Raw genomic sequence first — 15,042 nt, forward strand, 5'->3', positions numbered from 1 at the left:
GAGGAGATGGCTTTGAGGATGCTGGCAAGAAACCATATACGGCATACCGTGCGCGGGAAACTGCCTGTTTTTCTCGCAGGCTGTCTGGTTTTTTCACTCAGCTGCAGGATCAATACCAGACTGACTTTTGAACAGTATTTACTGTCTGTTGTCTCCGACCACTATTACCTGATTTATTTTGTAATTCCAATGGTACTTCTTACTTATTATTCCTGGATGGAAGATGACAGCGAAATCACCATCCTGCGTTTTCGCAGCTATTTCTCCTATTTTTGCAGGAAATGGCTGGCTGCCGGAGCGGCTGCACTTGCAATCCTCTCGGTTCAAACTGCGGTAATTCTTTTGACCGGCGCCGGACTCGCCGGCGGCAATCATTGGGGGCTTTTAGAGGGGACGGCCGTTTCGGAACTATTTTCTGTTCTGGAACGGTATTTTAAAAATCCGGCATCTGCGTTTGCAGCGTATTCTATGTTTCAACTGGCGGGAACCTGGTTTATGGCAGGCTTTTGCATGTGGCTTGGCCACTTTGCCGGAAGCAGATGGACGGTGCGGATTCTTATGTTTCTCTACGTGCTTGCCGCTGTGTGGATCAAAATACCGCTTCTGCAGGGGGTTCCTGTCACAGGACTGAATCATCTGCTGATCCTGCATCACAGCCTGGGCGGCGGCCGTATGGCTGTCACAGTCGTCACGGTCGGTCTGCTGACAATTATAATGCTGGTGACGGCACGTATTCTATGGCGGTTCCGGTTTCGATATGTACCTGTCTTTCACCGGGGACTGGTTCCGTATTATATGAGAAAATTATGCTCAAAAAAGAATCTGGCGGTTCTGTGTGCTGTGATTGCCGTGATCGCAGGATATAAGGGACTTACTTATCCGAACGAAAGTACGGCAGAAGATTGGGTCTTTCTTTTGTTTTCCGGACATGGGACCGGCTATCTGCATATTTTATCCTTCCTTGAAATGCTGATTGTAAACGGTGCTCCGATCTATCTACTGGCGGCTTTCATGGAAGAGACGGTGAGCGGTCAGTCGCTGTTCGTTTCCATCCGGGCGGAAGGGAGGCGGCGAATGGTGATCTCTCTATGGACCGCAAGTTTTCTGTTCCTTTTTCTGTACTGCGTGTTCTGGCTGTTTGGCGGTTTCTTTGGAATTAAGCTTTTGGGATTTCCGCTTACTATAAATGGGTGGAAATGCCTCACCGGCTCCGTCAGCCTGAAATTCTGCGATATGCTGTTTCAATATATGGTGATGTTTACCATCTATCTCTGTACGAAACAAATCACGGCAGGGTTTCTGGCGGTCATCGGGGGCAATTTTTTATGCGTCCTGCCGATGGGGATTGCGGCATTTTGTCCTTTTGGCTTATCGAGTACGGTCAGGATGGGGGCAATAGGGACGAGCCAGGGGATCGTGTTTTTGATTGCTTTTGACATTCAGATCTTTCTCATTCTATTTTTAGGGCTGTGGAATTTGAGATATGGATGCCGGAGGCTGTTACGTTAAAAGAGAATGAAATGATAGAACCATGAATTCAGGAGGAAGTAATGGACGCATATATCGAATTGAAGAATATAACAAAAAGCTATGGACAAAACGTTATATTGGAGAATATCTCCTTTGCAGTGAAGCAGGGAGCGGCAGTGGGCCTTGTGGGGGCCAACGGGAGCGGAAAATCCGTACTATTTAAAATTCTCTGCGGTTTTGAAAGTCCGGATTCAGGCCAGGTTCTTATTCGCGGAAAACAGTTGGGGAAAGGGAGGGATTTCCCTGAACATGTCGGTGTATTTATCAATTCCCCTGGTTTCGTTGGTATCTATAGCGGCCTGCAGAACCTGAAATTTCTAGCTGCTATTCAGGGCAGGATTGGTGAAAAAGAAATTCGGGAAGCTATGATGAAGGTAGGGCTGGACCCTGACAACAAAACAAAAGTGGATAATTACTCTCTTGGGATGAAACAAAAACTTGGCCTGGCACAGGCGATTATGGAAAACCAGGATATACTTGTTCTGGATGAACCGTTTAATGCGCTGGATTATAAGACTTATGAGGAGATGAAGCAGATGCTGCTGGAACTAAAAGCGGAAGGAAAAACGATTTTTCTCACATCCCATCATTACCAGGATATTGAATTGCTGTGTGACCAAATTTATCTGATTGAAGATCATAAAATTGTCGGTACGGACCGGGGAGATGGGAACTGCCCCGGCACAGGAAATCAAAGCTCTCATTTTTGAGAGGGCGAAGCTGCAATACCAGCGGTCCAAAATCAACGATTACGAATTCCAGACGGAGAAAATCAGACAGGTGCTGGCAGGAATCGGAGAGCAGTCCGAATCACCACCTCTACCCAATGCGAGGTCTGTGTCGGATTGTGCCGGAAAAGGAAGATACAGAATTCACTTTCTGCGTGCCGGCCTCTGATGCCGCGCTGAAAATTGAAGCGGCTGATAATGGAAAAGGTATGAGGCCGGAGCTTGTCGAGCATCTTTCCGACCGTTATTACCGGGGAACCAGTACAGACCAAAAGCCGGAACGACTTTTCTCATTGAATTTTTACTCGGTTACGGTTAATTATGGTTATCTGAAAGTTAGAAAAAGGTTGGCAGACTATCATTGATTTAGTGATAGCCTGACAACCTTTTTCTAATTAAGAGGATGATGATGTGACCGCCTATTTGGGTGATGTGTTCCGGGAGGCGGCCAGCAGCGGGGGGGCCATCGCCTGCGGGCTGATCGGCAAGCCTGAAATCCTGTATGTCGATGAACCCACTTATGGTGACGCATTCCCCATTTCACCCAAAGACCGCAGCAAGTCAGATTAACGCTCACCGCGCTCTGTATTCAGCGTCGGTGTTTTCGTCCTCATCAGCTTGCCCAGCGTAGAACAGAGTATGCCAATATCCACAGGCTTTGCAACATGTGCATCCATTCCTGCCTCGAGTGCGGCCTTGACATCCTCCTCAAATGCGTTTGCGGTCATGGCGATAATGGGAATGGTTTTAGCATCAGACCTTTTATTTGACCGTATGGTCCGGGCGGCCGCATAGCCGTCCATCTCCGGCATCTGAATGTCCATCAGGATAGCATCGTAAGTCCCGGGGAATGCGGTGAAAAACGCTTCCACGGCCAGGGCTCCATTGCCCCTTACCACAGTCTCTGCCCCGCACATCTGCAGGATCTCACAAATGATCTCCGAGTTGATTGCATTATCCTCCGCGATTAAAAAACGGCGCCCCGCAAAAAGGCCCTCCTCAATCCCGCCCGACGGCTGTAGTTCGGGAATATCCCGCCATTCTTCGGCCGGCATGATCTCACAATTTAACTCAAACAGGAAGGTGGAGCCCATCCCCGGCGCGCTCTGCACCTCTATTTTGCCCTCCATCAAGTCCACCAATCCCTTGACAATGCTCAGGCCCAGGCCGGACCCCTCCACACGGGACACGGCGCTGCTGCGGACAAATGGTTCAAAGAGATGGGACTGGATCTCTTTTTCCATTCCGACCCCTGTGTCGCTGGTGGTGAAACGGTAACGCGCCCAATGCATGTCTCCTTGTGCGGGAAGCTCCTCGACGGATAGCCGCACCGTACCGCCCGACGGCGTGAATTTGACCGCGTTGCCCAGGATGTTGATCAAAATCTGGCTGATGCGCAGGGCGTCTCCATAAATAAAGGGATTTTTGATCTCGCTGAACTGAATGTCATATTGGAGACCGGCCCGGTCGGCCTGGGGCGCGATGATGGCTCCGATCTGCTTCACCAGGTCCGGCAGGTAAATTTTCTCCCGGTTCAGCGTAATTTGGGCCCGTTCAATCCGGTTCATATCCAAAATATCGTTGATTAAACTGAGCAGGTGATTGGAGGAGACGGATATTTTTTGCAAGCAGTCCAGAACCCGGCCTGTGTCGCCGATGTTGGCTTTGGCCAGCGTGGTCATCCCCATGATGGCGTTCATGGGCGTGCGGATATCGTGGCTCATGGCCGAAAGGAAATCGCTCTTGGCCCGGCTGGCCTCCCGGGACAGTCCCAGGGCCCGTTCTAACTCCGCCTTCGCCGTCCGCTCAGCGGCCAGCATATCGGTCACGTCAGAGCGCACCAAACAGACCGTCTTGCGGTTCTGATCGCCCCACAATACGTTGACCTGCTTGTACCGCAAACCGTCCCGCGCGCAGTAGGGCAGTACAAAATCATAGCCCCCGGGCTTTTGCGTCAGACTGCCAAGCAGAGTCTGCAGGTGAAACTGCTGTTTCACCGTCTCGCGGTTCTTAGCCGTATCAAAATACCCCGCTAAATTGTCCAGTACCGCGTTATAGTCCCGGGCCGTGTGGGGAGGCAGATTTTCCAGAACCATCTGCCTGGTATACATAGAAAACTCCCCCGTAACGGCGTCAATGAAGCAGGCCAGCTCACAGGTATAGGCGATCACCCGGAGCAGCCGCTGCTGCTCTCTGATGGAATCAGTGATGTCCGTCCTGGACAGACACACCCGGCCCAGCCGCAGGTCGATGGGAGAGACAGTTACATTTTTGGCCCGGACATCGCCCGCTTCGTCCACCATTGAGAACGCAAACGTATAGGCCTGTCCGTGCTGAAGCAGCGCCAACATACGTTCGGTGTCCAAATGTTCCCGGTACTGCTCCCGGTCCCGGGGCACGACCCTGGATTCCAGCATTCCGGCCACCCAAGCCGAGTGGACGCCCTGGCGCGGGGGAACACAGTTTGTTTTCTCATCCTGGGAGAGTATGAGATAAGTGTCCCTCTTTAGATTCAAATCCGCTACAAAGTCATAACCGGTGACAGAGAGCTGATGGACGATGCGGTCGGCAACGACCTGCTCGGTGATATCGATCACCGTGAGGATTCCGGTCACGTCGCCGCTGTCCGGGGTTGACACCATATTCATCTCTATTTGCACATACCGCCCGGTATCCTCATTGGGAAGCTGGACAAAGAAATTCTTTACCTGCTTGGTTTCGCCACGTTGAAACGCAGCCAGGGAAGGTTCCCGCAGGTAGGTGTCCCGGAATACACGCCGCTCATTCTCGTCCGCGACCAGGGTGGAAAGACCGGCAAAAAATGCCTCGCGGACAGCTCCGAAGGTCTCCAAAAGCCCTGCGCCGGTCTGGTCGCTGATCTGAATGATCCGGTCTTGGGTAATATTGCAGTGGCCCGTCACCAGCACGTTGGGGTCGGTCCTCTGATGGTGGCGCAGCAGCAGCTCGTTGTACTGCTGCCGGACACGGGCGCGCTCCTCCCGCTCCTTTGTCATATCGTTGTAGACGGAATAAATTTTCCGTTCTCCGCCCTCGTGTTCGATGAGGGAGAGCGTATTCTTGACCCATACATAGTCCCCTGAGCCTTTCAAAAGCCGGTATTCAATCTCCCAGTGGCTTTTCCCGCTGGCAAAGTACTTCTCCAGCTCCGTCCGGACGCGCTCCAGGTCCTCCGGATGTACCCCTGTCAGGGCGTCTTCACGATACAGTTTCCAGGTTTCTTCCAGCGGCATTTCCGTGGTTGCCGCAAGCCCTTGTGATATATACTCAGGGATAATGCTCCCATCCGTTTCATAGCGAACCACCACCACGCCGCCGGGGAGGTTTTTCAGGGTGTTTTGAAAATACTGCTCTAACCGGCGCTGTTCGGTCACGTCACTGTATGCCACGTACAGGAGCTCGTTCCCATCAGGCCGCACCCTCCGGGAACCCTCTATTTGGATCCACCGGTATTCCCCCAGCCCATCGTGGAAGACCCGGCAGGTATGCCGCATCATCTCCCCGCCGTTCAGCAGGCCGTTCAGGTTTTTAAGCAGCACGGCGCGGTCGTCCTCATGGATGCCGATAAAGGTTACCTGCTCCCTGACTTGAGTAATATGCGTGTTGTTATACCCCAGCACTTTATAAAAGGCGGGGTTATGGTACTGCGGGTAAAGCCGCCCCCTGTGCACCTGATAAATGCATAGACCGCTGGGGATGCTGTCCAGGACCGCTTTCAATTCGTTGGTCAGTTCCATTTCACTCCACCTCTTTCAGCAGCTCCACCAGACCGGCGGCCCGTTCAAATTCTTCCTTTACGGATTGGAACAAGACAGCCCAATCCTCCTCCGGCACTTGGGTGCGCAGAGGCTCTATGATGGCGCAAACCGCCTGATAAAGCCTCGCCAGACCAAGGTTGCCGGCCATACCCTTTAATGTATGGGCCGCGTCAAAAGCGGCGGGATAGTCTCCGGCCTGCAATGCCTGGTCCAGTTTATGCAGATTCTCATCCCGAGGCAGCATGGCCAGTATTTTCAAATACATCTGTTCGCTGCCCATAAACCGGGACATTGTGGTTTCGTAGTCAGTACCGTATTTCTGAAAGACTTCTTTTAGAACTGCCATTTTCTATTCCTCCTCCTGGCTTAAAATAAAGTCGTAGAGGATCTGAAACAGCCTCTCCGGTTCAATGGGTTTGGCCAAATGCGCGTTCATGCCGGCCGCCTTGCTCTTTTCCATGTCGTCGTCAAATGCGTTGGCGGTCATGGCGATGATGGGGATGGTTTTGGCGTCGGCGTTGCTCATGTGGCGGATATTATTGGCCGCCGTCAGGCCGTCCATCTGCGGCATCCGGATATCCATCAAAATGGCGTCATAAAAGCCTGCCTCGGTTTTGCTGAACAGCTCGATTGCCCGCAGCCCGTTCTCCGCCGTGTCCACGGCAAAGCCTTTGCTCGCAAGCAGGGCCATAGCCACTTCGGTGTTGATGGCGTTATCTTCGACCAAAAGGATCCGGCGTCCGGTAAAATCAAAGACCGCAGGCTTATTTTCTGTACTGATTTCCTCTTTTTCACCCAGCGCCTTGGAGAAGGCGGAGATCAGAGAGGACTTGAACATGGGCTTGCTCATCAGCAGATTGACGCCTGCCAACGTGGCCTCGTGCTCGATGGATGCCCAGTCATAGGCCGTTATAATAATGATGGTGACCTCCGGCCCCACGATAGCACGGATGCGCCGGGCAGTCTCAATGCCGTCGATATCCGGCATTTTCCAGTCGATGAGGATCATATCGTAATGCTTTCCTGTGTCCCACATCGATTGTACCCGTTCGATGGCCTTGCGTCCGCTGTCCACCCATTCGGCGGTGATTCCCATTTCCTTGAGCGTGTCCACAGCGCTTTCGCATACCGCCACATCATCGTCCACCACCAGAGTCTTCAGAGCGGAAAAATTGGGGAGCGCCTTTTTCCTGTTGTGGCGGAGCAATTCCTCCTCCGTGATGCCCAGTTGTACATCCACTGTGAATTCAGACCCAATGCCCTTGATGGACCGTACGGCGATCTTTCCGCCCATCATGTCCACGATGTTCTTGGAGATGGCCAGCCCCAGCCCGGTCCCGCCGTACACGGCCGTAGTGCCCATGGACTCCTGGGCGAATGGCTCGAACATGTGGTGGAGAAAATCCTCGCTGATTCCGATCCCGGTATCGTTGACGATAAAGCGGAGGGTGGCGCCACCCTTGCCCTTTCTATGGGCCGCGGCGGAGAAGGTGACCTTGCCTCCCTCGCCGGTAAACTTGATGGCATTGGACAGGATGTTGAGCAGCACCTGCTGGAGTTTCATGGCGTCCCCCATATAAAAGTCGTCCAGGGTGGGATCTACGATGCACTCGTACTCAACGCCCTTTGCTGCCGCCTGTCCGTAGCAGATGGCGTTGATCCCGTTGAGAAAGTCCTCCGTAGGGATCTTATCATTTTTCAGCAGCATTTTTCCGCTCTCGATCCGGCTCATATCCAGGATGTCGTTGATGAGGGAGAGCAGGAAGCGGGAGGAGATGCCGATCTTGGAGATACAGTCGGCCACGCGCTCCTCGTTGTCGATAGACTGGGCGGCGATGGCGCTCATGCCGATGATGGCGTTCATAGGGGTGCGGATTTCGTGGCTCATGCGGGAGAGGAAGTCCGTCTTGGCCGCGTTGGCCTGCTCCGCGGCGGCCAGGGCGGCGGCCAGAGCCTCTTTCTGCTGCTGCTCCTGGCGGATGATATCCGTGACGTCGGTGCGCGCGATACACACCCGGCCCAGCTCCCGGCTGATGTAAAAGACCTGATACCGCTTGACCCGGGTATAGCCGTGTTCGCCCCGTGTCTCTAGCATAAAGCTGTAGCTGCTCTGCTCGGCCAACTCACGCTGCATGTAAGCGGGGGTCAGTCTGGCGAGGTATTCCCGCCCCGCCTCGGGCTCCATCGTGGCAGCAGCAATGGCCTCTGCCTCCGCCTGGAAACGCCCTTTCGCCGGCATGAGGGTCTCCATACCGGCGTGGTATGAGACCACATGGAAGGTGTCCCGCCGGATGTCGATATCGGACAGGACTTCATAGTCCAGCTCGGTCACTCTGCTCAGAAGCTGCTCCTGTATTTTTTGCTCCGTGATGTCGATGGTGTAGAAGAATGCGATCACATCGCCGCTCTCCGGATTTTGGTGATACTTGAAACTCGTCCTGCTCCAAAAAGCGCTGCCGTCATTCCGTTTTCGCAGAAATTCAAAGTGGAGGTCTGTTTTACCGGCGGAAAACTCATTTAGTACCTGTGTTCTCTCAAGTGACTGGCGCAGGTATTCCTCATATGCCGCGTCTGCGGCTGAGTCAGCCAGTTGACTAACCGCCTGCTCGTAGGTGTCTCCCGTCCGGGCGATGGCGCAGTCGGCTGTGGATTGGTAGCTCTCGACCCTGTCCTTAGTGACATTGACCCGCCCCTGGATGCTGCCCTCCAGCGAAGCGGCCTGAGCAAAGTAGGCCAGTTCCTTTTCGTACAGTTCCCGGACATGTTCCTGAGCCAGTTTTTCGTCGGTGATATCCACGAGGAATCCGTAAAAATAAGGCGTCCCGTCGTCTCCGGGCATCACCTGGGTCTTCAGCGAGATCCATTTGACCCGTCCGTCCTTACAGACAAGACGGTGCTCATCCTGTATAGTAATATCCCGGTTCTCTGCAGCCAGCAGCTTGTCCCGCACAGCCTCCAGGTCATCGGGATAGATCACGGCGGCGATCTGACTGCCCAGCGCGGTAAATTCCTCCCGGGTATAGCCCAGCAGTTCATACAGCCCGTCGTTGGCGTCCGCAACGGAAAAATCCGCATCATACCTGACGCGGAACACCGCGCCGGGGATGTTGTTATAGAGATGCACCACCTCGGCCTGGGCCTTTTTCTGGGCCGTAATGTCGATGCACACGGAAATGATGGCCGGCCTGCCATTTTCCGCCGTGACCTCGCGCCCCAGGTCGTGAACCCAAATGTAGGAGCCATCCCGGCGCTTCATCCGGTATTCCACCATGTACTCTCCGCGCTCCGCCATTTGACGGGCTACCTCCCCGTCCACCATGGCCCGGTCGTCCGGATGCATACAGTTGGAGACCATGCCCTCGATATCTGCAACAAACTCCGCCTCGCTGGCATAGCCGAGGTATTTCAGCATCTGGTTATTCACAAAATAGAAGGGGAACCCCTCCTCGATATACCCGCCCATCATGCCGCCGGGCAGGGAGTCGTTGAGCAGCTCCTGCCTCTGTCTGGCGACGTGCTCCATCACCAGGGCGCGGGGATAATGCTCCCCGCCCCGTTGGCTGCTGCTGGGTTCGGAAAACCACAGGGTGCGCAGCCGCCAGGCCGTTTGCCGCCGGACCAGGGTAAAGAATCCCCGCAGCCGCCAGCGGTACTGGGTGTTTTTAAGGACCATTCCCACGGACAGATTGCGGATGTCCGCATCGATCTCCTGTTCCTGAAAGAGCGTAAGATCCACCGTGAAGGGCTCGGGGATCTCCTGTATGTCCCGGGCCAGGTAATCTCTCATCTCCTGGGGGCTGTGGGCAAATTCGTCCTCCCCGGTGCCCACAAAACAGAATTCATCGCCTAAAAAGCTATAAACCTCTTCGGCGTTTCTCCGCTCGAACCAGGCGCTGCAAAAAGCCTGAAACGTCTCCCAGTCCGTCATTGTTTTTTCCATCGATCTCATCCTTTCCATGACCAGCAATGGTCTTGCTCACGCCGGCCGCCGCTGGGTATGGTATTTTCTTTTAAGACTTTTCCTGCGCTTCAGAAAGAGGCTCTGAAAACGAGTAAAAGTTTTTGTTGCTTTTTTTGATCCTGTACATGGCTTGGTCGGCGTGGGAGAGAAGTTCCTTTTCGTTCTGCCCATCCCTGGGATAGACGCTGACCCCGATACTTGCAGTCATTTCAACAAACAGGTCCTCTGAGAGCCGGAAAGGCTGCCTGATCTCAGAGAGAATCCGTTCGCAGACGTGCCGGATCTCTTCGTCCGCTATGATCCGGCTCAGCAGCAGAACGAACTCGTCGCCCCCCATACGGGACACGATATCGCTGCCGCGCACGGCACGGATCAGCCGCCTGGCTGTCTCCTCCAATACCAGGTCCCCCTTTTCATGGCCATAGGTATCGTTGACCTCTTTGAATCCATCCAGATCCATGTAGAGGACAGCAAGGAGCTGCCCGGTAGTTTCCGCCTCCAAAAGCAGCCGGGACAAAATTTTGTGAAACAGTCTGCGGTTTGGAAGTCCGGTGAGTGAGTCATAGTTTGCCATATGGGCTAACTTTTCCTCCGCCCGCTTGCGTACCTTGATTTCCTCCAGCAGCGCCTTTGTCCGCTCGTCCACCAGAAAGCGCAGATGTTCATATAAATAGGCGTTTTCAAGAGAAATGGCCAGCTGTGCCGCAATGGGCATGAGGTTTTCTTTTCTCCGCTGGTCAAAGACACCTGCGGCCAGGTTATTTTCCAAGTAGAGGATGCCCTTTAGCTCCCCCTTACTGAGGATGGGCATGCACAGGACCGACTTGCAGTGGTTCTCTTTGATATGGAGGTCCTTCCCGAAGACCCTGGAGTTCTCACCGTCTTCCAGGATCACGGCCTCCAGCGTTCTCTCCACATACGATACGATGCTCAACGGAATATCCTGGTCCTTGGCCGGCCGCTTTGATACGATGCATACGTCCTTGGCCCCGGAATGGCCCTCCGCCTGGATCTCATACCCGGAATCCGTCTGGCTCAAATAGTAGATATGCTGTGCTCCCGCGCATTCCAGGAGACTGTGGATCAGCTTTTCCAGGATTCCTTCCAGTTCAAGTTCCTCCGAAATGGCCTGGGACGCCTTCAGCACAGAGCGCATATCCAGCGATGCGGTGGTTCGGATGGAATCTTCCGACAGGGTGCTCTGCCGGTTATCGTTTTTCCATAGGCCCGCCAGTTCCGGGTAGTCCTGCCGCATCCGGGCGCATTTGCCCTCTGCCCCCCAATGGCTGTACAGCCGGTAGGTATCCGTCAGGTAATGCCTGGCCGACGACTTGATCCCCAGCCTCTCATAGCGCAGTGCGGCCACATCGCAGAGGATGGCATGATGAAGGCGGCGGTCATGCTTTTTCGCGGCCTCCAGGGCTTCTTCGTAAAGCTGCAGGGCCTCTCCAATGCAGCCTTCCGCCGTTTTCCGTTCTGCCTCAATCACAAGATAGAGATGTCCATAATTGCAGAACGCGTCGCGGCTGCGTTCCTTCAGCCAATCCTGGTTTTCCTCCAGGATACGCAGAAAGCCATGCCTTGCCCCCGGCTCATAGTCCCCTGTCTCCAGGACCTGGCAGATGGACAGGGAATACAGGAAATTGTGGAGCGCCACGTTGTAAAAGCTGGAGACATACGGGAGCAGGGGCACAGCGTCCCTGCACAGCCGGCAGGCCGTGGAATAATCCCGGTAGATCACTGCCGACAGGGCCCGGATGACATGGTAATAGCTGATTGCCTGCAGATTATGGGAAAACCGCTCCAGATGGGCCTGTTCGGAAAAACCGTCCCCATCAAAGCTTCCGGTGAGAGAGAGTTCCCCGCGCATACTCCTGCACAGCTGCTGAAAACTCAAAAAGCTGCCCAAAGCATGGTCACTGCCGGTCTTCTCCGCAAACTTGACTCCGGCCTGTACCTCATTCCACAGCTCATCCACATGGGCTGCGCTTTCCATAACCGCCATCATGAGCCCATAATAGCCGTAGCAGGCGTACTCAAAGTCCCCCATCTGGGCGTTGCCCTTGATGGACTCCTTAGCATAGGGAATCTCATTGACCACATCTTCGAACCAATGGCCGGTATGGAGAGCAAACATACAGTAGATGGAGTGGATTACCTCCCTGTACTGGTGCTTTTCGGCCAGACGCATAGCCGATCTGCCGGCCGCGTAGGACGTCCGGTAATCCCTGCGCAGTTCCCCCAGAGGCATCATCAGATTGGAATACATCTGCAGGGCATGAGGAGTATAGCCATGCCGGAACATGCGCCGCACAGCCGTAAATACCGTCCAGTAGGAATAATCGGGATTAAAGAAAAAGGTCGGGCCGCACAGGCGGCAGAGCAATTTACTGATCCCAGCCTCTACCGGGTCTTTGGCTTCTTCGAGATTCAGGATATCTTCCGTTCCAAGAGCCTCCCGCTCCTGATAAAAGGATGCGGTTTCCCGTTCCAGGGTCAGCTTTATATTTTCACTGGGAAAGGTGACTCCCAGATGTCCAAGCAGGGTGCGCCCGATCTCAAAGGCGTCCTCATACCTGCCCCGGTTGGAAAAGCTTGATATCTGCAGGCGGCAGTTGTCAACCAGTTCAGTGGGCTCCGTCACCAGATTGCAGAGTATCCCGTAGATCCGGTCGCATTCATCCTCCTTAACCAGATTGCACAGCGCCGCATGATATTCCATGTAAATTTTGGTGAGGAGCGGGCGGTTTTCCGGGCGCTTCAGCTCCGGCTGGGAGAGCAGGAGCTGAAGGTACCGCTCCGCCGTGTCGAAGGCGGATACCAGCCCGCACCGGTGCGCCGTACCCAGCAGGAACTCCTGAATCCGGCGACGTTCTTCCTGATCCTCCGCCTCCCCAAGCCCCATTGCGTAGTGGTCCGCGATCTCAAACGCCCGTTCATCCAGATCGCCTGCAGCGCGCGAACGTTCCTCATACCGCTTTCCAAGCAGGTAATGGACACTTGCCCGCACATTCTCAGACAGAGCCGTATAGAACACCTGCTGGAACCGGTCGTGGGTAAACTGATACATGGTCTGCAGGCCTGTTTTCCCATCCTTCTCCATGGGATATACCGCCTCCTGTGCCACCGCCGCAATCAGCCTGCGGTTGATTTCACGTTCCGGCAGGCCGCAGACAGCGGACAAATCCTCCACAGAAAAGCTCTGACCGATGCAGGCGCCAAAGGACAGCAGAGAGATTGTCTTCTCAGAAAACTGGCTTAGATTTTCTGTCAGGAAATCCACTACATTCTCCTGAGCGGGGCAGGCCCGGATCTCCGCCTCCTTCCACCTCCAGCTTCCGGTGTCCATATCCAGCTTCAGATAGCCTTTTGAATGGCACAGCCGCAGAAACTGCTTGATGTAAAATGGATTTCCCTTGGTCTTCCTATAAAGGATCTCCGCCAGCGCAAAAGTCGCGTCCGCTTCCGTTTTGAATATGTCTCCCAGCATCTGTGCGGTGCTCTCAGGATCAAGCCCTTTTAAGTCGAGCTGCGTGACCCGGCCTCCCCGCTGTATGATTTTATTAAGGCTGAGAGTGAGCGGATGTTCGCTGTTCACCTCATTATCACGATAGCACACGATAATCATTAAATCGTGGATATCCTCATTTTTGAACAGCTCTTCCAGAATTTCCAGGGAGCCCATATCCGCCCGGTGTACATCATCCAAAAACAGAACCAGTGGATGCTCCGGTGAAGCCAGCAAAGACAGGAGCTTTTCCAACACGGATTTGAACCTGGTCCGTTCCTCCAGCGGCCCCATGTCCGCAGGGATTGGCTGATCGCCGGTCAGCAGGGCCAGCTCCGCCACCTTACCGGTCAGCAAAGCCGCGTCGCCGCCCAAATGTTCCGACAGCGTCTGCTTCCACTTGCCAATACTTTCCTCCGGTTCCATAAAGATCATGCTGCAAAATTGTTTGATGGCCTCGAAGAAGGCAAAGTAGGGTACATTGGCGTGATACTGGTCAAACTTCCCTTGTAGAAACATACCGTTGGTCCGCAAAGCCTCCTCCTGAAGCTGATTGACAAGGGAGGTCTTTCCAATGCCGGAATAGCCGCTGATGGAGACAAGGATCTTGGAACCGGACGCCACTTCCTTGAAGTCACTCTTCAACTGGGCGATTTCTTCTTCCCGCCCATACAGCCGGTGGGCGAATTCAAAGCGCCGGCTGAAATCCTTTTCGCCAAGGACAAATTCCTTTTCCCTTTGGCACCGCGTCAGATCATAAAGAAGGCCCTCGCTGCTTAAATAGCGGTCTTTTGCCATCTTGGACAGGAGTTTGTCTACGACGGCCGCAAGCATGGGAGGCACATTGGGCAAAATCACGCGAAGATCCGGCGGTTTCTTCGCAATATGAGAAAAAACCAGCTCTGTGGGGGTCTCCGCGTCAAATGGATGACGCCCCGTCAGCATTTGATACAAGGTTATGCCCAGGGAATAAAAATCCGCGCGGTAATCCAGCTCCGTATTCATCCGTCCGGTCTGCTCCGGGGCGATGTAACGGAGGGTCCCCTCAATATTTTCAAGTCTGGCCCCCAACATCTGTTCATGCATAAACATGGAGGAGATACCGAAGTCCAGCAGCACCACCCGGCCGGATAACGCGTCATACATGATATTGGAAGGGTTCACATCTTTGTGGATGATGCCCGCCTTGTGTATGTCCCGCAGGCCCATCACCAACTGTTCTGCGATCCGGTAGAAATCCGACATCTCCAGGGCGCCCTGTTTCAGCAGCCTGCTCAGCGTGATTCCCGGACAGAATTCCTCCACCAGATAGCAGCGTCCTTCCAGCGTGACCTCTTCAAGCGCCTTTACCACATAAGGGCTGTCTATCCGCTGCATGATCTGATATTCCCGCCGCAGCCGCGCTGCTTCATCCTGCGTCATATGTTCCTGGCCTCCGGTTTTCAGTACCACCCGGCTGCCGGTGCCGCCGTCAATTCCGCGCAGCAGCTTGCTGGACGGAGATATGTATATCACTTCTAAATTCGTATATTGACACAT

8 protein-coding genes are annotated in these 15,042 nt (G+C 54.1%); 4 read left to right on the plus strand and 4 right to left on the minus strand.

Annotated features, from left to right (window positions below):
- Positions 1-6: 6 nt before the first annotated feature.
- The 4 genes from GPL15_RS20595 (at position 7) to GPL15_RS20610 (ending at position 2,828) form a co-directional block, all read left to right on the plus strand.
- Entirely contained in the window at positions 7-1,509 is a 1,503-nt protein-coding gene (locus GPL15_RS20595; RefSeq protein ID WP_215700547.1) for a hypothetical protein, read from the plus strand.
- Positions 1,510-1,550: 41 nt separating this feature from the next.
- The gene (locus GPL15_RS20600) at positions 1,551-2,240 is read left to right on the plus strand and encodes an ATP-binding cassette domain-containing protein (RefSeq protein WP_215700548.1); all 690 of its coding nucleotides are present in this window, start codon (positions 1,551-1,553) and stop codon (positions 2,238-2,240) included.
- 137 nt (positions 2,241-2,377) lie between these two features.
- Positions 2,378-2,623 carry an ATP-binding protein gene (locus GPL15_RS28155; RefSeq protein ID WP_215700549.1) on the plus strand — a complete coding sequence of 82 codons (246 nt, stop codon included), beginning with the start codon at positions 2,378-2,380 and terminating at the stop codon, positions 2,621-2,623.
- 46 nt (positions 2,624-2,669) lie between these two features.
- The gene (locus GPL15_RS20610; RefSeq protein ID WP_215700550.1) at positions 2,670-2,828 is read left to right on the plus strand and encodes a hypothetical protein; all 159 of its coding nucleotides are present in this window, start codon (positions 2,670-2,672) and stop codon (positions 2,826-2,828) included.
- On the opposite strand, the gene GPL15_RS20615 is transcribed toward GPL15_RS20610, so the two are convergent.
- From GPL15_RS20615 to GPL15_RS20630, 4 genes are all read right to left on the minus strand, one after another.
- On the minus strand, positions 2,825-6,013 hold the full coding sequence (locus tag GPL15_RS20615) for an ATP-binding protein (RefSeq protein WP_215700551.1): 3,189 nt from the start codon (positions 6,011-6,013) through the stop codon (positions 2,825-2,827). The genes GPL15_RS20610 and GPL15_RS20615 overlap by 4 nt on opposite strands.
- Position 6,014: 1 nt before the next feature.
- Complete coding sequence (locus GPL15_RS20620) at positions 6,015-6,380, minus strand: Hpt domain-containing protein (protein ID WP_215700552.1); 366 nt, start codon at positions 6,378-6,380, stop codon at positions 6,015-6,017.
- 3 nt (positions 6,381-6,383) lie between these two features.
- The gene (locus tag GPL15_RS20625; protein ID WP_215700553.1) at positions 6,384-9,974 is read right to left on the minus strand and encodes a response regulator; all 3,591 of its coding nucleotides are present in this window, start codon (positions 9,972-9,974) and stop codon (positions 6,384-6,386) included.
- Between the two features lie 70 nt (positions 9,975-10,044).
- Entirely contained in the window at positions 10,045-15,042 is a 4,998-nt protein-coding gene (locus GPL15_RS20630) for a diguanylate cyclase (RefSeq protein WP_252198535.1), read from the minus strand.

It is taken from the genome of Clostridium sp. MCC353 (assembly GCF_018785315.1).
Classification (GTDB): Bacteria; Bacillota; Clostridia; order Lachnospirales; family Lachnospiraceae; genus CHH4-2.